The 22,730-nt window shown below is 62.3% G+C and carries 16 protein-coding genes; 10 read left to right on the top strand and 6 right to left on the bottom strand.

Annotated elements, in window-relative coordinates; translation table 11 throughout:
* Nucleotides 1–34: 34 nt before the first annotated feature.
* The 10 genes from BS629_RS11730 (at nt 35) to BS629_RS11685 (ending at nt 16,559) form a co-directional block, all read left to right on the top strand.
* Nucleotides 35–2,452 carry a circularly permuted type 2 ATP-grasp protein gene (locus tag BS629_RS11730; RefSeq protein ID WP_018243563.1) on the top strand — a complete coding sequence of 806 codons (2,418 nt, stop codon included), beginning with the start codon at nt 35–37 and terminating at the stop codon, nt 2,450–2,452.
* Nucleotides 2,453–2,457: 5 nt separating this feature from the next.
* A complete protein-coding gene (locus BS629_RS11725) occupies nt 2,458–3,336 on the top strand; it encodes a transglutaminase family protein (protein ID WP_032980791.1) in 879 nt (292 codons plus the stop codon).
* 115 nt (nt 3,337–3,451) lie between these two features.
* Nucleotides 3,452–4,678: a TadE/TadG family type IV pilus assembly protein gene (locus tag BS629_RS11720; RefSeq protein ID WP_018243565.1), complete on the top strand. Its 1,227-nt coding sequence runs from the start codon at nt 3,452–3,454 to the stop codon at nt 4,676–4,678.
* Nucleotides 4,679–4,955: 277 nt separating this feature from the next.
* Nucleotides 4,956–7,418, top strand: a complete 2,463-nt coding sequence (locus tag BS629_RS11715) for a glycogen/starch/alpha-glucan phosphorylase (RefSeq protein WP_018243566.1) — start codon at nt 4,956–4,958, stop codon at nt 7,416–7,418.
* Nucleotides 7,415–9,622 carry a 1,4-alpha-glucan branching protein GlgB gene (glgB, locus tag BS629_RS11710; protein WP_077988241.1) on the top strand — a complete coding sequence of 736 codons (2,208 nt, stop codon included), beginning with the start codon at nt 7,415–7,417 and terminating at the stop codon, nt 9,620–9,622. Before BS629_RS11715 ends, glgB begins: the two co-directional genes overlap by 4 nt.
* A 19-nt stretch (nt 9,623–9,641) precedes the next feature.
* Nucleotides 9,642–10,904 carry a glucose-1-phosphate adenylyltransferase gene (gene glgC / locus BS629_RS11705; RefSeq protein WP_018243568.1) on the top strand — a complete coding sequence of 421 codons (1,263 nt, stop codon included), beginning with the start codon at nt 9,642–9,644 and terminating at the stop codon, nt 10,902–10,904.
* 3 nt (nt 10,905–10,907) lie between these two features.
* Nucleotides 10,908–12,350 (top strand): glycogen synthase GlgA, encoded by a 1,443-nt coding sequence (gene glgA / locus BS629_RS11700; RefSeq protein WP_018517635.1) that lies wholly within the window; start codon nt 10,908–10,910, stop codon nt 12,348–12,350.
* A 6-nt stretch (nt 12,351–12,356) separates the two neighbouring features.
* Nucleotides 12,357–13,988 (top strand): alpha-D-glucose phosphate-specific phosphoglucomutase, encoded by a 1,632-nt coding sequence (locus tag BS629_RS11695; protein WP_018243570.1) that lies wholly within the window; start codon nt 12,357–12,359, stop codon nt 13,986–13,988.
* 12 nt (nt 13,989–14,000) lie between these two features.
* On the top strand, nt 14,001–15,980 hold the full coding sequence (glgX, locus tag BS629_RS11690) for a glycogen debranching protein GlgX (RefSeq protein ID WP_018243571.1): 1,980 nt from the start codon (nt 14,001–14,003) through the stop codon (nt 15,978–15,980).
* Nucleotides 15,981–16,070: 90 nt separating this feature from the next.
* Entirely contained in the window at nt 16,071–16,559 is a 489-nt protein-coding gene (locus BS629_RS11685; RefSeq protein ID WP_011653528.1) for a MaoC family dehydratase, read from the top strand.
* 15 nt (nt 16,560–16,574) lie between these two features.
* Here BS629_RS11685 and BS629_RS11680 read toward each other — a convergent pair whose 3' ends face one another.
* Genes BS629_RS11680 through BS629_RS11655 form a run of 6 tightly spaced genes read right to left on the bottom strand, consistent with a single transcriptional unit; the run spans nt 16,575 to nt 22,557 of the window.
* Nucleotides 16,575–16,973 carry a VOC family protein gene (locus BS629_RS11680; protein ID WP_018243572.1) on the bottom strand — a complete coding sequence of 133 codons (399 nt, stop codon included), beginning with the start codon at nt 16,971–16,973 and terminating at the stop codon, nt 16,575–16,577.
* Nucleotides 16,974–17,017: 44 nt separating this feature from the next.
* On the bottom strand, nt 17,018–17,566 hold the full coding sequence (locus BS629_RS11675; RefSeq protein ID WP_018243573.1) for a sarcosine oxidase subunit gamma: 549 nt from the start codon (nt 17,564–17,566) through the stop codon (nt 17,018–17,020).
* The gene (locus BS629_RS11670; RefSeq protein ID WP_077988240.1) at nt 17,559–20,552 is read right to left on the bottom strand and encodes a sarcosine oxidase subunit alpha; all 2,994 of its coding nucleotides are present in this window, start codon (nt 20,550–20,552) and stop codon (nt 17,559–17,561) included. The genes BS629_RS11675 and BS629_RS11670 overlap by 8 nt, the downstream gene beginning before the upstream one ends.
* Nucleotides 20,549–20,890 carry a sarcosine oxidase subunit delta gene (locus BS629_RS11665; protein ID WP_018243575.1) on the bottom strand — a complete coding sequence of 114 codons (342 nt, stop codon included), beginning with the start codon at nt 20,888–20,890 and terminating at the stop codon, nt 20,549–20,551. The genes BS629_RS11670 and BS629_RS11665 overlap by 4 nt, the downstream gene beginning before the upstream one ends.
* A gap of 12 nt (nt 20,891–20,902) precedes the next feature.
* Entirely contained in the window at nt 20,903–21,304 is a 402-nt protein-coding gene (locus BS629_RS11660; RefSeq protein ID WP_018243576.1) for a hypothetical protein, read from the bottom strand.
* Nucleotides 21,304–22,557: a sarcosine oxidase subunit beta family protein gene (locus BS629_RS11655; RefSeq protein WP_018243577.1), complete on the bottom strand. Its 1,254-nt coding sequence runs from the start codon at nt 22,555–22,557 to the stop codon at nt 21,304–21,306. The genes BS629_RS11660 and BS629_RS11655 overlap by 1 nt, the downstream gene beginning before the upstream one ends.
* Between the last annotated feature and the right edge of the window lie 173 nt (nt 22,558–22,730).

Genomic DNA, 22,730 nt, shown 5'->3' with positions numbered 1-22,730 from the left:
CGAGGATTCGGGCCGGGGGTAAGGCTGAATTTTGATGGGTAAGAGGCCGGCAGCGGAGCGCAGGGGAGAGGCAGAGGAACGTATCATCAAGGATGCGGCCTTCGACTATGCGCCGCTTCCTGGTTCCGCCGACGAGATGGTCGACAACAAAGGCGCTGTCCGCCCGGTCTGGCAGCGTTTCCTCTCGCATCTGAGCACGATGCCGGAAAAGGATCTCGCCGAGCGTTTCGCCCGCGCCGACCGCTACCTCCGGGATGCGGGAGTCTTCTACCGCGCCTATGGCAGCAAAGGCACCGGCGAACGCGCCTGGCCGATCTCGCATATCCCGGTGCTGATCGACGAGCGCGAATGGAAGACACTGTCGGCGGGCCTCGTCCAGCGCGCCGACCTGCTGGAGGCGATCGTTGCCGATATCTACGGCGACAACCGACTGGTGGAGGAAGGCGTCCTGCCGCCGGCGCTGATGGCCGCCAATCCCGAATTCCAGCGCCCGCTCGCCGGCATCCGGCCAGGCTCCGGCCATTATCTGCATTTCTGCGCCTTCGAGATCGGCCGCGGACCTGACGGCAACTGGTGGGTGCTGGCCGACAGGACGCAGGCGCCCTCAGGCGCCGGTTTCGCGCTGGAAAGCCGCGTCGCGACAACCCGGGCCTTCTCGGATATCTACGCCGAAACCCCGGTCCACCGTCTCGCCTCCTTCTTCGGTGCCTTCCGCGACGCGCTTCAGGGCATGAAACATTCGGGCGACGACCGCATTGCCGTGCTGACGCCCGGCCCCGCCAACGAGACCTATTACGAGCACGCCTACATCGCCCGCTATCTCGGCTTCATGCTGCTCGAGGGCGAGGACCTGACCGTCGTCAAGGGCCGCGTCATGGTGCGCACCGTCGCCGGTCTGAAGCCGATCGGCGTACTCTGGCGCCGTCTCGATTCGGCCTTTGCCGATCCGCTGGAGCTGAACCAGAATTCGCATATCGGCACGCCCGGCCTGGTGGAAGCGCTGCGCGCCGAAAGCGTCACCATCGTCAATGCGCTCGGCACCGGCGTTCTCGAAACCCGGGCGCTTCTGGCCTTCATGCCGACCATCTGCCACCGTCTGCTGGGGGAGGATCTGCAACTGCCCTCGATCGCCACCTGGTGGTGCGGCCAGAAGGAAGAGCGTGAGCACGTCGCAAAGAATATCGAGAAGATGGTCATCGGCCCGGCCTATTCCCGGGCGCCCTTCTTCGACGACAACGGCGAATCCGTGCTCGGCTCCTCGCTGCGTGCCACCGCCAGGGATTCCATCACCGACTGGCTAAATTCGGATGGCCCGAAACTGGTCGGCCAGGAGGTCGTCACGCTGTCGACGACGCCGGCCTGGGTTGACGGCAAGCTCGTGCCGCGGCCGATGTCGCTGCGCGTCTTCGCCGCCCGCACCGCAAATGGCTGGCAGATCATGCCCGGCGGGTTTGCCCGAATCGGCTCCGGCGCCGATGTCGCAGCCATCGCCATGCAGTCGGGCGGAGCGGCCGCCGACGTCTGGATCGTCAGTGACAAGCCGGTCGAGCGCCACACGCTGCTGCCGGCCGAGGGCAGCTTCACCCGCAACATGCCGGGCAGCCTGCCGAGCCGGGCAGCCGATAATCTGTTCTGGCTCGGCCGCTACATCGAACGCGCCGAAGGGGCGCTGCGCATCCTGCGCGCCTGGCATGCGCGTTACGCCGAAGCTGCCGATCCGAACCAGCCGCTGCTCGCCGATGTCTCCGAGTATCTCACGGCCGTCGATATCGATACCGCCGAGGCCGTGCCGGAAACGCTTTTGCGCAACATCGACAGCGCCGTCTATTCGGCGAGCAACATCCGCGACCGTTTCTCGCCGGACGGCTGGCTGGCACTCAACGATCTCGCCAAGACCGCCCGCCGCTTTCACGTCACCGTCGCTGCCGGCGACGATGCCAGCCATGCGATGACGATCCTTCTGCGTAAACTCGCGGGCTTCGCCGGCCTTGTGCACGAGAACATGTACCGCTTCACCGGCTGGCGCTTCCTCTCGCTCGGACGCTATATCGAGCGCGGCCTGCACATGACGCGCCTGCTCGGCCACATGTCCGGCCCGGAAGCGCCTGACGGCGCCCTCGACATGCTGCTCGAGATCGGCGACAGCGTCATGACCCACCGCCGCCGCTACAACGTCAACACGGCGCGGCTGACCGTCACCGACTTGCTGGCGCTCGACCCCCTTAACCCCCGCTCGGTCCTCTTCCAGGTGAACGAGATCCACCACGAGGTCGAGCAGCTGCCGAATGCCCTGATCAACGGCCAGATGTCGCCCTTCTACCGCGAGGCGATGCGGCTCCATTCCGGCCTGGCGGTGATGACGCCGGAGGGCATGGGGGTCGAGGTCTATCAACGGCTCGAACGCGAATTGGAGCAGCTTTCCGATCTGCTCGCCCAGACCTATCTCGGGTGACGGCGATGCTCTACGATCTCTCCCTCCACATGGGTTACATCTACGACGTGCCGGCCTCCGGCGCCCGCCACGTCATGCGCCTGATGCCGCTGTCGCTGCCCAACCGGCAGCGCCTGGTCGCCGGCTCGATCACCATCTCGCCGACGCCGGACGAGCAGTCACATTTCGTCGATTTCTTCCATCATCCCACCACCTCCTTCATGCTGCGCGCGCCGCACGAGACGCTCGACATTCGCATGCAAGCCCGCGTGCAGGTGGAAAGCCAGCCGATCGCCGCCGATTTCTCGCCGCTGCTTGCCGACCTGCCGGAGGAGATATCAGGCATCTGGTCGTTGGCGCCGGATTCGCCGCACCACTTCCTTGGCGATAGCCCGCGCCTGACCCAAGCGCGCGAGATCGCCGACTATGCGCGAAGCTGCGCCATGCCTGATCTGACGGCGATGCAGATCGCCCATGCGCTCTGTGCCCGCATCAACAAGGATTTCACCTACGACCCCGACGCGACGACGGTGGACACGACGCCGCTCGAGGCGTTCAAGTTGAAGCGCGGCGTCTGCCAGGATTTCACCCACATCATGATCCTGGCGCTCCGAAGCCTCGGCATTCCGGCCGGCTACGTCTCCGGTTTCCTGCGCACCATCCCACCCCCCGGCAAGGAGCGGCTGGAAGGGGCGGACGCCATGCATGCCTGGGTCAGGATCTGGTGCGGTGAGACGATCGGCTGGATCGAACTCGATCCGACCAACAACATCCCCGCCGGCATGGACCACATCGTCGTCGCCTATGGGCGGGACTATTCCGACGTCGTTCCCGTCATCGGCGTATTGAAAAGCTATGGCGGCCAACGCGCCGTCCAGGCGGTCGACGTGATCCCCCTGAAATAATCCCAAAACTGGAAAAATCCGACGATTCGTTAAAATTCTATTGACGCCGTAAGGACAGCGGAAAGGAGGGGCGTGCCTAATATCACCTCACAGGGCCTCCAGTTGGGTGAACATGATGAGCACCTCCTTTCTACAGACTCCCTGCCTGCGTCGCATGCTTGGCGACCGTGGCGGTAATTTCGGTATGATGACGGCGATCCTGCTGCCCGTCCTTTTTGGGGCGGCCGGCATGGCGATCCAGGTGGGCGATATGCTGCTCTCGAAGCAGCAATTGCAGGAGGCCGCCGATTCGGCGGCGCTCGCAACCGCTACCGCGCTAGCGAACGGCACGATCCAAACGTCGCAGGCCGAGGCCTTTGCGCAGAATTTCGTTGCCGGGCAAATGGCGAACTACCTGCAGAGCGGCACCGATATCAAGGACACGACGAGCGTCAGTGTCCAGACAACGACATCGGGCAAGTCGACATCCTATCAGGTGACGGTTTCACCGAGTTACGACCTTACGGTCAACCCGCTGATGCAGGCGGTCGGCTTCAAGACGCAGCATCTCTCGACCTCTGGCACGACGGTCGGCGGGCATTCACAGACCCAAGGCTCGATCTCTATGTTCCTCGCACTCGATAAATCGGGGTCAATGGGAGAACCGACCGCCACCGTCATGACGGAATCATACACCTATAAATGCAACCCTCACCTCAACCAAAACGGTAAGACGACAATCTACGACACCTGCACCGGCACGCGTACGCGTTATTATACAAAAATAGAAGCACTGAAGCTCGCTGCCGGCAATCTTTTTGATCAGCTCAATAGCGCGGATCCCAATGCCGAATATGTACGCACAGGCGCGGTATCCTACGATCTCGTTGAGTACACGGCGAGCAAGCTCGCTTGGGGAACCACCGCTGTCACGAGCTATGTCAACGCGCTTCAGTCGGGAGGTGGCACGAATTCGAGCGGCGCAGTGAACACGGCTTACACGTCTCTCACCGCCAAGAACGCCGCGGGCAATGACGCCGAAGACGCCGCCCACCAGCAGAAGACCGGGCAAGTGCCCAAGAAGTACATCGTTTTTATGACAGACGGCGACAATAACAATGATAGCAGCGGCGGCCGTTCCTACGACACCGCGACCAAGAAGACATGCGACGCCGCCAAGTCCAAGGGCATCGAAATCTATACGATCGCCTTCATGGCACCCGCGGGCGGACAGGCGCTGCTGCACTATTGCGCTTCCGATGACGCGCATTATTTCCAGGCGGAAAAGATGGAAGACCTGCTGGCCGCCTTCGAGGCGATCGGAGCGAAGGCCTCCGCACAGCTGACGCGCCTGACGAACTGACGATCGGTCCCGGCGAAAAGCCGAACAAAAAAGCCGCTGCGGAACAAACCGGAGCGGCTTTTCGTTATCCTCGTTTGGCCCATCAGATCGAGAAAAGCGATTGAAATCAACCCCCTCAACCCGTGTGAATATGAAGGTTTCGCAAATTTTTCGTTTGCCCAAATCCCTTGTTGCAAGTGCTTAGTAACGATGCATAAACTGTCGGCTGCGCAAGCGACAAATTGATTGAATCAGGCATAACATCCTGAAACAAAATTAAAATTGGCGAGACCTGACGATGAACACTGTTTCCAAGCCGATCATCCCCTCCCCCGCCCCTCGCAGTTCAAGGCCGGAAATTCTCGCTGAAGAAATCATCGAACGTCTGACCTACCGCATCGGCAAGGATGCCAAGGTGGCAAAGCCGCATGACTGGCTGACGGCGACGATCCTGGTGGTGCGCGACCGCATCATCGACAGGTGGATGGCATCCACTCGCGAGGTTTATGCAACCGGCGCCAAGCGCGTCTATTATCTTTCTCTTGAATTCCTGATCGGCCGCCTGATGCGCGACGCCGTTTCCAACCTCGGCCTGATGGAGGAGGTGCGCGATGCGCTCGCCTCGCTCGGCGTCGACGTCAACGTCATTGCCGGCCTGGAGCCGGATGCCGCACTCGGCAACGGCGGCCTCGGCCGTCTGGCTGCCTGTTTCATGGAGAGCATGGCGACGGTCGACGTTCCGGCCTATGGCTATGGCATCCGCTATGTTCACGGCCTCTTCCGCCAGCAGTTGGCCGACGGCTGGCAGGTGGAACTGCCGGAAAACTGGCTCGCCCATGGCAATCCCTGGGAATTCGAGCGCCGCGAAAGCTCCTATGAAATCGGCTTCGGCGGCGCCGTCGAATTCATCACCACCCATGACGACCAGCCGCGCTACGTCTGGAAACCGGCCGAGCGCGTCATTGCCGCCGCCTTCGACACGCCTGCCGTCGGCTGGCGCGGCAAGCGCGTCAACACGCTGCGCCTCTGGTCGGCGCAACCGATCGATCCGATCCTGCTCGATGCCTTCAACGCCGGCGACCACATCGGCGCGCTCCGCGAAAGCAACAAGGCCGAAAGCCTGACCCGGGTTCTCTATCCTGCCGACGCCACCCCGGCCGGCCAGGAACTGCGCCTGCGCCAGGAATTCTTCTTCTCGTCGGCCTCGCTGCAGGACATCCTGCGCCGCCATCTGCAGCAATATGACGATTTCACCTCGCTGCCGGACAAGGTGGCGATCCAGCTGAACGACACCCACCCCGCCGTCTCGGTTGCCGAACTCGTGCGCCTGCTCTGTGACGTGCATGGCATGGACTTCGATCAAGCCTGGGAAATCACCCGCCATACCTTCTCCTACACCAACCACACGCTTCTGCCCGAAGCGCTGGAAAGCTGGGCGGTGCCGCTGTTCGAGCGTCTGCTGCCGCGCCATATGCAGATCATCTATGCGATCAATGCCAAGATCCTGATCGACGCCCGCAAGGGCAAGAACTTCTCCGATGGGGAAATCCGCTCGATCTCGCTGATCGATGAAAGCGGCGACCGCCGCGTGCGCATGGGCAACCTGGCTTTCGTTGGCTCGCATTCGATCAACGGCGTCTCGGCCCTGCACACCGACCTGATGAAGGTCACCGTCTTCGCCGACCTGCACAAGCTCTATCCCGACCGCATCAACAACAAGACCAACGGCATCACGCCGCGCCGCTGGCTGCAGCAGTGCAATCCCGGCCTCACCGGCCTGATCCGCGAGGCGATCGGCGACGAATTCCTCGATGATGCCGAGAAGCTACGCGCGCTCGACGTGCATTCCTCCGATCCGGCTTTCCAGCAGAAGTTCGCAGCGGTAAAGCGCGCCAACAAGGTGGCACTCTCCAACCTCGTCGCCAGCCGCATGGGTGTGAAGCTCGATCCGTCGGCGATGTTCGATATCCAGATCAAGCGTATCCACGAATATAAGCGCCAGCTGCTGAACATCATCGAGGCCGTCGCGCTCTATGACCAGATCCGCTCGCATCCCGAGCTTGACTGGGTGCCACGCGTGAAACTCTTCGCCGGCAAGGCGGCGCCGAGTTATTACAATGCCAAGCTCATCATCAAGCTGATCAACGACGTCTCCCGCACGATCAACAACGATCCGTCGGTACGCGGCCTGCTGAAAATCGTCTTCGTGCCGAACTACAATGTCTCGCTCGCCGAAGTCATGGTTCCGGCCGCTGACCTCTCGGAGCAGATCTCGACCGCCGGCATGGAAGCGTCCGGCACGGGCAACATGAAGTTTGGCCTGAACGGCGCGCTGACAATCGGCACGCTCGATGGCGCCAATGTCGAGATGCGCGACAATGTCGGCGAGGACAACATCGTCATCTTCGGCCTCAAGGCCGACGAGGTGTCGAAAGTCCGCAGTGATGGCCACAATCCCCGCGCCATCATCGAGGGATCGCGCGAACTCGCCCAGGCGCTTGCCGCTATCGGTTCCGGCGTCTTCTCGCCCGATGACCGCAATCGCTACACGGCGCTGATCGACGGCATCTATTCGCATGACTGGTTCATGGTCGCTGCCGACTTCGACGCCTATGCCCAGGCCCAGCGGGAAGTCGACCAGATCTGGACCAACCAGTCCGCCTGGTACACCAAGACGATCAACAATACGGCGCGAATGGGCTGGTTCTCTTCCGACCGAACCATCAGGCAATATGCAGACGAAATCTGGAGAGCCGGATGAAAACGCCGAAGACCGTCCCTGAAGTAAAGCTTTCCTGGGAAATTTCGGCAGATGAAATCACGGCGATCCTTGCCGGCTCGCATTCCAATCCCTTTGCCGTCCTGGGTGTGCACCAGGCCGGTGACGCCTTCGTCGCCCGGTGTTTCATCCCGGGCGCGGAGGAGGTGACCGCCATGACGCTCGACGGCAGCGTCATCGGCGAGCTGAAACAGCTCCATGCCGAAGGCGTCTTTGCCGGCCCGGTTTCCCTCACGAAGCTCCAGCCGGTGCGTTACCGCGCCCGGCGCGGCGATGCCGAATGGGCAGTCACCGATCCCTATAGTTTCGGTCCGGTGCTCGGACCGATGGACGATTATTTCGCCCGCGAGGGCTCGCATCTGCGGCTGTTCGACAAGATGGGCGCCCATCTCATCAAGCATGACGGCGCCCAGGGCATCCATTTCGCCGTCTGGGCGCCGAACGCACAGCGCGTTTCCGTCGTTGGCGATTTCAACAATTGGGACGGCCGTCGCCACGTGATGCGCTTCCGCTCCGATAGCGGCATCTGGGAAATCTTTGCCCCTGACGTACCGATCGGCGTCGCCTACAAGTTCGAGATCCGCGGCCAGGACGGCGTATTGCTGCCGCTGAAGGCCGATCCCTTCGCGCGGCGCAGCGAGCTGCGACCGAAGACCGCCTCCATCGCCGCCGCCGAACTGGTGCAGGATTGGGAAGACGAGGCCCATCTGAAGCACTGGCGCGAGACCGACAAGCGCCGCCAGCCGATCTCGATCTACGAGGTGCATGCCGCCTCCTGGCAACGCCGGCAGGACGGCACGATGCTGTCCTGGGACGAGCTCGCCTCCAGCCTCATCCCTTATTGCGCCGACATGGGCTTCACCCATATCGAATTCCTGCCGATCACCGAGTACCCCTACGACCCCTCCTGGGGTTACCAGACGACCGGCCTCTACGCGCCGACCGCGCGTTTCGGCGAGCCGGAAGGTTTCGCCCGTTTCGTCAATGGCTGCCACAAGGTCGGCATCGGCGTCATCCTCGACTGGGTGCCGGCGCATTTTCCGACCGACGAGCATGGCCTCGGCTGGTTCGACGGCACCGCACTCTACGAGCACGAAGACCCGCGCAAGGGCTTCCACCCGGACTGGAGCACGGCGATCTACAATTTCGGCCGCACCGAGGTTGTTTCCTATCTCGTCAACAACGCGCTCTACTGGGCCGAAAAATTCCATCTCGATGGTCTGCGTGTCGATGCCGTCGCCTCGATGCTCTACCTTGATTATTCCCGCAAGCACGGCGAATGGATCCCGAACGAATATGGCGGCAACAAGAACCTCGAAGCGGTCCGTTTTCTGCAGGATCTCAACATCCGCCTCTACGGCAATCATTCCAACGTCATGACCATCGCCGAGGAATCGACCTCCTGGCCGAAGGTCTCGCAGCCCGTCCATGAAGGCGGCCTCGGCTTCGGCTTCAAGTGGAACATGGGCTTCATGCACGATACGCTGAGCTACATGAGCCGCGATCCGATCTACCGCGGGCACCACCACAACGAGCTCACCTTCGGCTTGCTCTACGCCTATTCGGAAAATTTCGTCTTGCCGCTCTCGCATGACGAGGTTGTTCACGGAAAAGGCTCGCTGATCGCCAAAATGCCGGGCGACGACTGGCAGAAATTCGCCAATCTGCGCGCCTACTACGCTTATATGTGGGGCTATCCCGGCAAGAAGCTGTTGTTCATGGGCCAGGAATTCGCCCAGTGGAGCGAGTGGAGCGAGGAGAAGTCGCTCGACTGGAACCTGCTTCAGTATCGCATGCACGAGGGCATGCGGCGTCTGGTGCGCGACCTCAATTTCACCTATCGCAGCAAGCCGGCACTGCATGAGCGTGACTGCGAGGGCGAAGGTTTCGAATGGCTGGTCGCCGACGACCACCAGAATTCCGTCTTTGCCTGGCTGCGCAAGGCGCCGGGCCAGAAGCCGGTCGCCGTCATCACCAATTTCACCCCTGTCTACCGCGAGAACTACTCGATCCGCCTGCCGTCCGCAGGCCGCTGGCGGGAAATCCTGAACACCGATGCCGACATTTACGGCGGTAGCGGCAAGGGCAACGGCGGGCGCGTGCAGGCCGTCGATGCCGGCGGCAAGATCACCTGCTCGATTACCTTGCCGCCCTTGGCGACAATCATGCTTGAACCTGAAAATTAGTGACTGGTGGGAGGAGAAAATGGTAGAAAAACGCGTTCAGCCACTTGCCCGCGATGCAATGGCTTATGTCCTGGCGGGCGGTAGGGGAAGCCGTCTCAAGGAACTCACCGACCGGCGTGCCAAGCCGGCCGTCTATTTTGGCGGCAAGGCCCGCATCATCGATTTCGCCTTGTCGAACGCCCTGAATTCCGGCATCCGCCGCATTGGCGTCGCGACGCAATACAAGGCGCACTCGCTGATCCGTCACATGCAGCGCGGCTGGAACTTCTTCCGCCCTGAGCGTAACGAGAGCTTCGATATCCTGCCCGCCAGCCAGCGCGTCTCCGAGACGCAATGGTATGAGGGCACGGCCGACGCCGTCTATCAGAACATCGACATCATCCAGGATTACGGCGTCGAATACATGGTCATTCTTGCGGGCGACCACGTCTACAAGATGGACTACGAATGGATGCTGCAGCAGCACGTCGATTCCGGCGCCGACGTCACGATCGGCTGCCTGGAAGTGCCGCGCATGGAAGCGGTCGGCTTCGGCGTCATGCATGTCAACGACAAGGACGAGATCATCGCCTTCGTCGAGAAACCGGCCGATCCACCGCCCATTCCCGACAAGCCGGATTTCGCTCTCGCCTCGATGGGCATCTACGTCTTCCACACCAAGTTCCTGCTCGATGCGCTACGCCGCGACGCCGCCGACCCGACCTCGAGCCGCGACTTCGGCAAGGACATTATCCCCTATATCGTCAACAACGGTAAGGCGGTCGCTCACCGCTTCGCCAAGTCCTGCGTCCGTTCGGATTTCGAGCACGAACCCTACTGGCGCGACGTCGGCACGATCGACGCCTATTGGCAAGCCAATATCGACCTGACGGCGATCGTTCCGGAGCTTGATATCTACGACAAGTCCTGGCCGATCTGGACCTATGCCGAGATCACCCCGCCGGCGAAATTCGTCCATGACGACGAGGATCGCCGCGGCTCGGCCACCTCCTCCGTTGTGTCAGGCGATTGCATCATCTCGGGCGCCATGCTGAACAACAGCCTGCTCTTCACGGGTGTCAGGGCCAACTCCTTCTCCAAGATGGAAGGGGCGGTCATCCTGCCGAACGTGAAGATCGGGCGGCGCGCGCAGCTCAAGAATGTGGTGATCGACCATGGCGTCGTCATTCCGGAAGGTCTGGTCGTCGGCGAGGATCCCGAGCTCGATGCCAAGCGCTTCCGGCGGACGGAAAGCGGCATCTGCCTGATCACCCAACCGATGATCGACAAGCTGGATATCTAACTTATGAAAGTTCTTTCGGTTTCGTCCGAAGTCTTCCCTTTGATCAAGACAGGGGGTCTGGCCGATGTGTCCGGCGCCCTGCCGATTGCTCTGAAAGCCTTCGGGGTCGAGACCAAGACCCTTCTACCCGGCTATCCCGCCGTCATGAAGGTTATTCGCGACCCGGTCGTCAGGCTCGAATTCCCCGACCTGCTCGGTGAGCGGGCGACCGTGCTCGAGGTCCAGCACGAGGGCCTCGACCTGCTCGTCCTCGATGCGCCGGCCTATTACGACAGGCCCGGCGGGCCCTATCTCGATCCGCTCGGCAAGGACTATCCCGATAACTGGCGTCGGTTCGCCGCCCTGTCGCTCGCTGCCTCCGAGATCGCCGCCGGCCTGCTGCCCGGCTGGCGGCCGGATCTCGTCCACACCCACGACTGGCAGGCGGCGCTGACGTCGGTCTATATGCGCTATTATCCGACGCTGGAACTTCCGAGCGTACTGACCATCCACAACATCGCCTTCCAGGGCCAGTTCGGTTCCGAGATCTTTCCCGGCCTGCGCCTGCCTGCCCATGCCTTCGCCACCGAAAGCATCGAATATTACGGTACTGTCGGCTTCCTCAAAGGCGGCCTCAAGACTGCGCATGCGATCACGACGGTCAGCCCGACCTATGCCGATGAGATTCTGACGTCGGAATTCGGCATGGGGCTGGAGGGCGTCATCGCCAGCCGCATCGACGATCTGCATGGCATCGTCAACGGCATCGACACCGATATCTGGAACCCGGCGACCGATCCTGTCGTCCACACCCATTACGGCCCGACGACGCTGAAGAACCGCGAGGAGAACCGTCGCTCGATCGCCGAATTCTTCGGCCTCGACAATGACGACGCCCCGATCTTCTGTGTCATCAGCCGTCTCACCTGGCAGAAGGGCATGGATATCGTCGCCAATGTCGCCGATGAGATCGTCGCCATGGGCGGCAAGCTCGTCGTGCTCGGCTCCGGCGAAGCTGCACTTGAAGGCGCGCTGCTCGCCTCCGCCAGCCGCCATCCCGGCCGCATCGGCGTCTCGATCGGCTATAACGAGCCGATGTCGCACCTGATGCAGGCCGGCTGCGATGCGATCATCATCCCCTCGCGCTTCGAACCCTGCGGCCTGACCCAGCTTTACGGCCTGCGTTACGGCTGCGTGCCGATCGTCGCCCGCACCGGCGGTTTGAATGACACGGTGATCGACGCCAATCACGCCGCACTTGCGGCGAAAGTCGCAACCGGCATACAATTTGCGCCCGTAACCGAAACAGGCATGCTACAGGCAATCCGCCGTGCGATGCATTTTTATCAGGACCGAAAACTCTGGACCCAATTGCAAAAGCAGGGCATGAAATCGGATGTCTCCTGGGAGAAGAGCGCCGAACGCTACGCTGCCCTCTATTCAAGCCTCGTCTCGAAAGGCATGTGAACTAAAATGATCAAGTCCGTCCCCACCACGCCCTATCTGGACCAGAAACCCGGCACGTCGGGTCTGCGCAAGAAGGTTCCGGTCTTTCAACAGCCGAACTATGCGGAGAACTTCATCCAGTCGATCTTCGATTCGCTGGAAGGCTATCAGGGCAAGTGCCTCGTCATCGGCGGCGACGGACGCTACTACAATCGCGAGGTCATCCAGAAGGCGGTCAAGATGGCCGCGGCCAATGGCTTCGGCAAGGTCATGGTCGGCAAGGGCGGCATCCTGTCGACGCCGGCCGCTTCCCACATCATCCGCAAATACAAGGCTTTCGGCGGCATCATCCTCTCCGCCAGCCACAATCCCGGCGGGCCGACCGAAGACTTCGGCATCAAATACAACATCAACAATGGCGGCCCGGCGCCGGAAAAGATCACCGACGCGATCTATGCGCGCTCCAAGACGATCGACAGCTACAAGATTGCTGATTTCGCAGACGTCAATCTCGACCGCATCGGCAAGGACGAGCTTCCCGGCGGCACGATCCTCTCAGTCATCGACCCGGTCGAGGACTATGCTGCGCTGATGGAAGAGCTGTTCGATTTCGGCGCCATCCGCAATCTGATCAGCCTCGGCTTCCGCATTGCCTTCGACGGGATGAGCGCCGTCACCGGTCCCTATGCCAAGGAAATCTTCGAAAATCGTCTCGGCGCTCCCTCGGGCTCGGTGCGCAACTTCATGCCGCTGCCGGATTTCGGCGGCCATCATCCCGATCCGAACCCGGTTCACTGCAAGGAACTCTTCGATGAGATGATGGGCGATGACGCGCCCGATTTTGGCGCCGCTTCCGACGGCGACGGCGACCGCAACCTCATCATCGGCCGCGGCATCTTTGTCACCCCTTCCGACAGCCTGGCGATCCTTGCCGCCAATGCCAATCTCGCCCCCGGCTATTCGGGCGGCCTTGCCGGCATCGCCCGCTCGATGCCGACATCAGGCGCGGCCGACCGTGTCGCCGAAAAGCGCGGCATCGGCATGTATGAAACGCCGACCGGCTGGAAGTTCTTCGGCAACCTGCTCGACGCCGGCATGGCGACGATCTGTGGTGAGGAAAGCTCCGGCACCGGCTCCAGTCACGTCCGCGAAAAGGATGGCCTCTGGGCCGTGCTGCTGTGGCTGAACATTCTGGCCGTGCGTGGCGAGAGCGTCGCCGATATCGTCACCCAGCACTGGCAGACCTACGGCCGCAACTATTATTCACGCCACGACTACGAAGGCCTCGACACCGATGCCGCAAACGGCCTGGTGGACAATTTGCGCAGCCAGCTTTCCACCCTGCCCGGCAAGAGCTTCGGCAACCTGAAGGTCGAGAAGGCCGACGACTTCGCCTATCACGACCCGATCGACAAATCGGTCAGCGAACATCAGGGTATCCGCGTGCTCTTTGAAGGCGGCTCCCGCGTCGTCTTCCGCCTGTCCGGCACCGGCACGTCTGGCGCAACCTTGCGCGTCTATATCGAGCGCTACGAGCCGGATTCGACTCGCCATAACATCGAAACGCAGGAAGCGCTCGCCGATCTGATCGCGGCCGCCGAAAGCATTGCCAGCATTCGGGAACGCACGGGACGCGACGCGCCAACCGTGATCACCTGATCCGGGGGGAACATGCGGGGAAGCAGTTCGGCGCAAGCCGGCGCGATCGTCTTCGAGACCGGCGTCGAATTTGCCGTGTGGTCGCATCATGCCGCACAGATCGAACTCTGCCTTTTCGAGGATGACGGCAACAGGGAATTCGCGCGCCTGCCGATGGCGCGCGACAGTAACCACATCCATCGTCTGTTTGTCGATGGACTGAAGGCGGGCGCTCGCTACGGCTATCGCGCCGACGGTATCTACGCGCCCGACAACGGCCTCTGGTACGATCCTTCCAAACTGCTGATCGATCCCTACGCCAAGGAGATCGATAGGCCGTTCCGCTATGATCCCCGCCTCGGCATCTATGGCGAGGACAGCCAAGATCTGATGCCGAAGGCGATCGTCACCAGCGATACCCCAGCCGCGATCAGCAAGCCGCTCTTCAAACCGGGCGGCTTTATCTATGAGGTGGCGGTGCGGCCCTTCACCATTCTCCATCCCGACGTGCCGGAGGCCCAGCGCGGCACGGTCGCAGCGCTTGCCCATCCCTCCGTCGTCGCGCATCTGAAGCGGATCGGGGTCGATGCCGTCGAACTGATGCCGATAACCGCCTGGATCGATGAACGCCACCTGCCGCCGCTGGGCCTTACCAACGGCTGGGGCTACAATCCCGTAGCCTTCATGGCGCTCGATCCGCGGCTCGTCCCCGGCGGCATGACGGAATTGCGCGAGACGGTCGCGGCTCTCCATGCCGAAGGCATCGCCGTCATCCTCGACCTCGTCTTCAACCATACCGGCGAGAGCGACCGGTACGGCGCGACGCTGTCGCTGCGCGGCCTCGACAACCTGCACTATTATCGCCACGCCCAGAATTGGCCGGGCGAACTCGTCAATGACACGGGCACCGGCAACACGCTCGCCTGCGATCATCCTAAGGTCCGCCGCCTCGTCATCGACAGTCTGCGCCACTTTGTGCTCAACGCCGGCATCGACGGTTTTCGCTTCGATCTCGCCCCAGTGCTCGGACGCACCGCGACAGGCTTCGAGCGCGACGGCGGAACACTTGCCGCGATCCTGGCCGACGATGTGCTGGCCGACCGGATCATGATCGCCGAACCCTGGGATATCGGCCCGGGCGGTTACCAGCTCGGCAATTTCCCGCTGCCCTTCCTTGAATGGAACGACCGGGTTCGCGACGACCTGCGCTGCTACTGGCGCGGAGACGATTGGAAGACCGGCTCGCTGGCAACCGCACTCGCCGGCTCCTCCGACATCTTCTCCCGCAACGACGGCAAGGAAACACGCAGCGTCAATTTCCTCGCCGCCCATGACGGTTTCACGCTGATCGATCTCGTCTCCCACGCCGGAAAGCACAACGACGCCAACGGCGAACACAATCGTGACGGCCATAACGAGAACCACTCCTGGAACAACGGCGTCGAGGGGGAAACCGTCTATCCGACGATCCGCAAGCGTCGCCGGGACGATGTGATGGCGCTGATATCGACGCTTTTTGCCACCCGCGGCAGCATCATGCTGACGGCGGGCGACGAGGGCGGCCGCAGTCAGCACGGCAACAACAACGCCTATTGCCAGGACAACGAGATCACCTGGCTTGACTGGAAGGTGTTGGACGAGGGTCTCATCGTCCATACTGCCTTCGTTGCAGGGTTGCGTCGCCGCTTCACCGTCTTTTCCGAAATGGGCTTCCTGGCGGGAAATGGCGATGTCGAATGGATTTCGCTTTCCGGCGAGTCGATGACCGTTGCCGAATGGGAGACGCCGTCGCTTTCCTCCCTCGGCATGTTGCTATCGACCGGTGACCGCTCCGCGCGCGGCAGGCAGACCCGGCTTGGCGTGCTTTTCAACCGCTCGGGGAACCGCCAATTTTTCACGCTTCCCTCTAAGGGCGAACCGGGCTGGCGCCAGTTGACGCCGGATGGAGCAAAGAAAACTACTGGCCCCGTAACCGTCGAGCCACGCTCCGTCGCCTTTTTCGTAGAAAATTGACCGCCTCCCCTCCCTCACCCAAATCCTTGTCGCAATCGTCACAAATGCACGATAAGGCTTTGCCGCGGCGGCTTATTTTACGAGGAATTCATGGTCACGGAAATTTCACTCTCCGACGTGCGGGGATTGATCGGTATGGAAACGGGCCTTTCGGATTGGGTCACCGTGGACCAGACGATGATCGACGCCTTCGCGTCGGCGACTGACGACCATCAGTTCATCCACGTCGATCCTGAGCGAGCGGCGGCCGAGAGTCCCTTCGGAGGAACCATCGCCCATGGCTTCCTGACACTGTCTCTGCTGTCGACGATGAACTACAACTGCCTGCCGAAAGTGCGCGAGCAGACCCTCGGCATCAATTACGGCTTCGATCGCGTCCGCTTCATGACGCCGGTGAAAAGCGGCGCCCGCGTCCGTGGCCGCTTCCTGCTCTCCGAAGCCCGCTTCCGCGGCGCCGGCATGCTGATGACCACCTATGACGTCACGATCGAGATCGAAAACGAGAAGAAGCCGGCACTGACGGCAAAGTGGATCACCATCATCCAATTCGACCCGAAGGACCGTCCCGACGACGTTTGAGCAAAACTGCTTTTGTTACTCGGCCGAATTGAACACGGCTTCGAGCGCGTGTCCGTCGGGATCCATGACGAACGCCGCATAATAGTGCTCACCGTACTGGGGCCGCAGGCCGGGACGGCCATTGTCACTGCCGCCTTGCGCGATTGCCACCGCATAAAACTGATCGACTGCCTGGCGGCTCGGCGCGGCAAACGCCAGATGAAAACCCGGGCCAGGCGCACGCTGGCCGTCCGGACGATGCTTGATCGCCAGTTTGTCCCCGCCGCCGGGAAGGCCGTAGCCGATTGCCTGCCCTGTTTGCCCCGGCCTGATATCGTCCCAGACCCTGATATAACCGAGCGCGGCAAGGGCAGCATCGTAAAATGCCGCCGACCGCTCGATATCGGAAACGCCGAGCGAGGCATGGTGCAGCATTCGTTAACCTCCTAAATGAGCGCACGCCGGCGATTCGCTGAGGCTCAGTGCCCCGCGTCTTCAGCCGCCTCGTTCAGCAGCCCGAAGACATAATCCGAAAACGACCGCCAGCATTCCACCCGGAACGTGTCTTCTTCCGTGCGGAAAAGCACAATTTCCGCCTTGCCGAAAACGGTGCGCGATGCAGCCCCGACCGGAAAGGAGGAAAGCGACAGATCCTGCGGGCAGCCGGCCGAAAGCGTCGCCTCAGCACCCGGTCCCGAGACGATGATCGCGAGATTGCGGTGGGAAACGTCGGTCGCCGAATGCAGCGTGCCGACACCCGAAAGTGTTGCCATCAGATCGGCACTGGCCTCGTCGATCACCAGCCACTCGTCCGGCCCAATCCAGAGCGCCGATCGGGCGCCGGCCCGGCCGGATGTCTTCGGGGCATCCGGCAACGTCAGGCCGAGTGCCGAGGAAAGTGCCGAGAGCGATTCCGCCGGCGCACGCAACGCCACCCGGCTGGCAGTGGGAGCGGTCGTCAGCCGCACCGTTGCGGAGCCGCCGAGACGTCCGGCAAGCGCCGGCTTGCGAATTGCGACATCAGCCATGGATGCGGCCCCCTTCCTTGTCAAAGAACACCAGATCCGTCACCTCGACGGCGATCGTCCTGTCCGGCATCGGTACATAGAGCGTCTCGCCCATCCGCGCCCGGCCGCCGGCGACGAGCGCGAAGGCGATCGACTGGCCGCAATTTTCCGACCAATAGGCAGATGTGACGTGGCCGAGCATGGTCATCGGCTTCGGCTCGTTCGGGCTTGCGACAATCTGCGCGCCTTCTTCGAGCACCAGCTTCGGGTCGTTGGTGACGAGGCCGACGAGCTGCTTGCGCCCGTCCTTGACGAGATCCGGCCGCTTCAACCCGCGAATACCGACGAAATCCGTCTTTTTCTTCGAAACCGCCCAGGAAAGTCCGGCATCATCGGGGGTCACGGTCCCATCCGTATCCTGGCCGACGATGATGTAGCCTTTCTCGGCGCGAAGAACGTGCATCGTCTCCGTGCCGTAGACGCAGGCGCCGAGCGGTTCGGCATTGGCCCAGACCGCTTCGAGTACCGACTGGCCGTAATCGGCCGGCACATTGATTTCGAAACCGGTTTCGCCGGTGAAGGAGACGCGGAAGAGCCGCGCCGGCACGCCGCAGACCGTGCACTCGGCAACGCTCATATGCGGGAATGCCTCGTTCGAAAGATCGAGCCCTTCGACCAGCGGCGCGACGATCTCGCGCGCCTTCGGCCCCTGCACGGCGATGACAGCCCATTGTTCGGTCACCGAGGTCAGCCATACCTTCAGATGCGGGAATTCCGTCTGCAGGTAATCTTCCATGTGATGCAGAACGCGCGGCGCGCCGCCGGTCGTCGTCGTCACATGAAAACGGTCGTTTGCCAGGCGTCCGACAACACCGTCGTCATAGACGAAGCCGTCCTCGCGAGTCATGATGCCGTAGCGGGCCTTGCCGGGCTTCAGCGTGTCCCAGGCATTGGTGTAGATCAGGTTGAGGAATTCCGCCGCATCCGGCCCCACCACCTCGATCTTGCCGAGCGTCGAGGCGTCGAAGATACCGGCCGCCTCGCGTGCTGTCCGGCATTCGCGAGCCACCGCCTGATGCATGCTCTCGCCGGCCCTCGGATAGAACCAGGCACGCTTCCAGTTGCCGACATCCTCGAAGACCGCGCCATGCGCTTCTTCCCAATCGTGCAGCGGCGTCTTGCGTGTCGGGTCGAACAGTTCTCCGCGCGAATGGCCGATCAGCGTACCGTAGGTGACCGGCGTATAGGGCGCGCGGAAAGTGGTGAGTCCGACCTGCGGGATTTCCTTGCCGAGCATTTCGGCGGCAATCGCCAGGCCATGCATGTTGGAGAGCTTGCCCTGGTCCGAGGCCATGCCGTTGGTCGTGAAACGCTTGATATGCTCGATCGAATGCATGCCCTCGCGCACGGCAAGGCGGATATCCTTGGCGCAGACGTCATGCTGGAAATCGATGAAGGCCTTGGCGTTGGTCTTCGGCCCGGCGCCTTCGGCAGCACCAATCATGCCGCCCGTCCAGTCATAGGCTTGCTCGGCCGAAATTGCGATCTTCGCGTCGCTGCCTTTGCCGGTGGCCTGCGCCATCAGCTCGCCGGCGGCAAGCGACTCCTCGATCGTCCGCTGCAGGTCGTCGGTGCCGTTGCAGGCGCCGACCGAGAGGCAGTCCTGGGCATAGGAGCCGGGCAGGAATCGCTGGCTTTCGGCATCGAAGGCCACTTTGCCGCGCGACTGCGAGAAGAGATGGACCGACGGCGTCCAGCCGGCCGAAACCAGCAGCGCATCGACCGTGATCTTGCGCGGCGAACCGCCGCCGTTGCGCGCCACCGTCATCGAGGAGATGCGCAGCCGCCCGGCCGTGTTGACGACCGATTGGCCGGCCAGAACATCAATACCGAGTGCACGGGCCTCGGCCAGCACCGCCGCTCCCGGCGCCTGCCTGCTATCGACGATGGCGGCGATCGAAACACCAGCCCGCTTCAGATCGAAGGCCGCCTCATAGGCCGAGTCGTGCGCCGTGTAGATGCCGACCTTGGCCCCGACCGCGACGCCGTAATGATTGAGATACATCCGCCCCGCTGAGGCCAGCATGATGCCCGGCCGGTCGTTGTTCGGAAACACCATGTGACGCTCGATCGCGCCGGTGGCGAGGATCACGCGCTTTGCTCGGACCTGCCAAAGCCGCTCGCGCGGCAGATCACGGGAAGGCTTGGCGACATGATCGGTGACGCGCTCGGCAAGACCAACGAAATTGTGGTTGTAGTAGCCGAAAGCGGTTGTGCGGACCAGCACTTCGACATTGTCCATCGCCTCCAGCCGCGCCACGGCCTTCTGTGCCCAGCTATTGCCGTCCTGTCCGTCGATCGTCACGCCGGTATCATAACGCAACGCCCCGCCCGCTTCCGCCTGCTCGTCGCAAAGCATCACCCGGGCACCGGTCTCGGCGGCGGCCAGCGCCGCCGAAAGCCCGGCCACGCCGGCGCCGACCACCAGCACGTCGCAATGGGCATAGCGGCTGGCATAATGGTCCGGATCCTCCTCCGTCGGCGCGACGCCGAGGCCGGCGGCACGACGGATGAGCGGTTCGTACACGTGTTTCCAGGCGGCGCGCGGCCACATGAATGTCTTGTAGTAGAAGCCGGCGGCGAAGAACGGCGACATCAGATTGTTGACCGCGCCGACATCGAAGGCAAGCGAGGGCCAGCGGTTCTGCGAGTTGACGATCATGCCGTCAAAAACTTCCTGCACCGTGGCGCGCACGTTCGGCTGCTTGCGCGCCGTATCGCGGGCGACGTCGATCAGCGCGTTCGGCTCCTCGGCCCCTGCAGACAGAATACCGCGGGCCCGGTGATATTTGAACGAACGGCCGACGAGATGCACACCGTTGGCGATCAGCGCCGAGGCGACGGTATCGCCTTCGAGCGCCGTATAGCTCTTGCCGTCGAAGCTGAAGCGCGCGGTTCTGGCCGGTGTCAGGCGCCCCTTGCCGGCGATACGGTTCACGCCGCTCATTGCGCCTCTCCTTCCACGGCTTCATATGTTTCGACGGGCCCATGCTGCTGGGCCGCCGCGCCGATCTCAGGCTTCGGCTGACCCGCCTTGTAGGTCATGATGAACTTGTCGGTCACCGTATCGCGCGCTGCATTGAAGAAGCGCCCGCAGCCGTGAATGTGCCGCCAGCGTTCGAAGATCAGCCCCTTCGGATTGTCGCGCAGAAAGAAATAGGCTTCGAACTCCTCGTCCGAGATCGAGGCGATGTCGGTGGGCCGCGCGATATGCGCGTCACCTGCGCCACGGAATTCGAGCTCGGAGCGCTCTTCCTGACAGTATGGGCAATAGATCAGCAGCATGTGTTACCCGTCTTAGAGTTCCGATCCGGAAACATTGGTTCCCGGAGGTTGATTGCAGAGACGCTTTCCCATCGTTACGTAGGGAATGAGGCGCTTGAGAAGCTGTTCGAAATTGTCGTAGGGCTCCAGCACATCGGTCATGCCGATATTCGCAAAAGCCATCTTGGCGATATCGTTGTCGATCACGAAGGCACGTCCCGGCGTTCCGCCGACCTCAGGCACGAAATAGACGGCTGGTTTGCGCAGGATCATCGCGCAAAGCAGCGTGCCGCTCTCGGCGACGAAGGGCCACTCGCTTTCGCCGGCAGCCCTGTGGATCTTCTGCAGGCGGAAATCCTCGGCGCCGGGAAAGACGTCACCAGCCGGCATGGCCGCGCCGTCGATCCCGATTGCGAGGAGAGCCGCCGTCCACATCAGTGCGCCACCGCCGCCGCCGCCGCCTCGTCGATCAGCCGGCCGCTGCGGAAACGGTCCAGCGTCAAGCCGGCATTGAACTTGTGCGGCTCGTCGCGGGCAATCAGATGCGCGAAGAGATTGGCCGAGCCCGGCGTCGCCTTGAAGCCGCCGGTGCCCCAGCCGCAATTGACGTAAAGCCCGGGAACCGGCGTCTTCGACTGGATCGCCGAACGATCCGGCGTATTGTCGACGATGCCGCCCCATTGCCGCATCATCTTGACGCGCCGGAACATCGGGAAGAGCTCGCAGATGGCGTCGAGCGTGTGCGTGATGATCTGCAGCCCGCCGGTCTGGGAATAGGAATTATATTGGTCGGTGCCGGCGCCGATGACGAGTTCTCCCTTGTCGGACTGGGAGATATAGGCATGCACCGTGTTCGACATGACGACGCAGGGAAAGATTGGCTTCAGTGGTTCGGAAACCAGCGCCTGCAGCGGGCTCGATTGCAGCGGCACGCGCACGCCAGCCATCTGCATGACAGTGGTCGTATGGCCGGCCGCCGACACCGCCACCTTCCTGGCGCCGATGAAGCCACGCGAGGTCTCGACCCCGGTCACCCGCCCGTCCGGACCGCGCCGGATACCGGTCACTTCGCAATTCTGAATGATGTGCACGCCGCGGTCTGAAGCCGCCCGCGCATAACCCCAGGCAACGGCGTCGTGCCGCGCCGTACCGCCCCGCCGCTGCAGTGCCGCCCCGTTGATCGGGTAGCGCGCGCTGGCCGAGATATCGAGCGGCGGACAATAGGCCTTCGCCTGCTCCGGTGTCAGCCATTCATTGTCGATGCCGTAGAGCCGGTTGGCATGGATATGCCGCTTGAAGGATTGCTGGTCGTGAATATTGTGCGAGAGCATCATCACGCCGCGCGGCGAATACATCACATTGTAGTTGAGCTCCTGGGAAAGCCCCTCCCAGAGCTTCATCGAATGCTCGTAGATGTGCATGCTCTCTTCGTAGAGATAGTTCGAGCGGATGATGGTGGTGTTGCGCCCGGTATTGCCGCCGCCGAGCCAGCCCTTCTCGATCACCGCCACATTGGTGATGCCGTGCTCCTTGGCGAGATAGTAGGCAGCACCCAGCCCGTGGCCGCCGGCACCGATGATGACGACGTCGTATTCGGCGCGTGGCTCAGGCGAAGTCCACTGCTTCTCCCAACCCTTGTGGCCACGAAGGGCCTCCCGTGCCACGGCAAAAACCGAATATTTCCGCATCCGCCTTCTTCTCCTTCGGGAAAGGGCTTGTTCTCCGCGCTCATACAAATCGCAAATCCAAATGCGGCACAACGGTTCTTTTGCGACGCGCGAGAGCTTTGGTTTCGACACGCCGAAGAGAATGCCGCTTCAAGCGGAAGACGCAAGCCGCGGCATTTCCGCTAACCGTCGGC

It is taken from the genome of Rhizobium leguminosarum bv. viciae USDA 2370 (assembly GCF_002008365.1).
GTDB lineage: Bacteria > Pseudomonadota > Alphaproteobacteria > Rhizobiales > Rhizobiaceae > Rhizobium > Rhizobium leguminosarum.
The sequence above is the reverse complement of the archived record's forward strand: the minus strand, read 5'-3'. Positions and strand labels throughout refer to the sequence as shown.

Coding starts and splice junctions, on each gene's coding strand:
- BS629_RS11730 (WP_018243563.1), top strand. CDS start 35: ATGGGTAAGAGGCCGGCAGCGGAGCGCAGGGGAGAGGCAGAGGAACGT.
- BS629_RS11725 (WP_032980791.1), top strand. CDS start 2,458: ATGCTCTACGATCTCTCCCTCCACATGGGTTACATCTACGACGTGCCG.
- BS629_RS11720 (WP_018243565.1), top strand. CDS start 3,452: ATGAGCACCTCCTTTCTACAGACTCCCTGCCTGCGTCGCATGCTTGGC.
- BS629_RS11715 (WP_018243566.1), top strand. CDS start 4,956: ATGAACACTGTTTCCAAGCCGATCATCCCCTCCCCCGCCCCTCGCAGT.
- glgB (WP_077988241.1), top strand. CDS start 7,415: ATGAAAACGCCGAAGACCGTCCCTGAAGTAAAGCTTTCCTGGGAAATT.
- glgC (WP_018243568.1), top strand. CDS start 9,642: ATGGTAGAAAAACGCGTTCAGCCACTTGCCCGCGATGCAATGGCTTAT.
- glgA (WP_018517635.1), top strand. CDS start 10,908: ATGAAAGTTCTTTCGGTTTCGTCCGAAGTCTTCCCTTTGATCAAGACA.
- BS629_RS11695 (WP_018243570.1), top strand. CDS start 12,357: ATGATCAAGTCCGTCCCCACCACGCCCTATCTGGACCAGAAACCCGGC.
- glgX (WP_018243571.1), top strand. CDS start 14,001: ATGCGGGGAAGCAGTTCGGCGCAAGCCGGCGCGATCGTCTTCGAGACC.
- BS629_RS11685 (WP_011653528.1), top strand. CDS start 16,071: ATGGTCACGGAAATTTCACTCTCCGACGTGCGGGGATTGATCGGTATG.
- BS629_RS11680 (WP_018243572.1), bottom strand. CDS start 16,973: ATGCTGCACCATGCCTCGCTCGGCGTTTCCGATATCGAGCGGTCGGCG.
- BS629_RS11675 (WP_018243573.1), bottom strand. CDS start 17,566: ATGGCTGATGTCGCAATTCGCAAGCCGGCGCTTGCCGGACGTCTCGGC.
- BS629_RS11670 (WP_077988240.1), bottom strand. CDS start 20,552: ATGAGCGGCGTGAACCGTATCGCCGGCAAGGGGCGCCTGACACCGGCC.
- BS629_RS11665 (WP_018243575.1), bottom strand. CDS start 20,890: ATGCTGCTGATCTATTGCCCATACTGTCAGGAAGAGCGCTCCGAGCTC.
- BS629_RS11660 (WP_018243576.1), bottom strand. CDS start 21,304: ATGTGGACGGCGGCTCTCCTCGCAATCGGGATCGACGGCGCGGCCATG.
- BS629_RS11655 (WP_018243577.1), bottom strand. CDS start 22,557: ATGCGGAAATATTCGGTTTTTGCCGTGGCACGGGAGGCCCTTCGTGGC.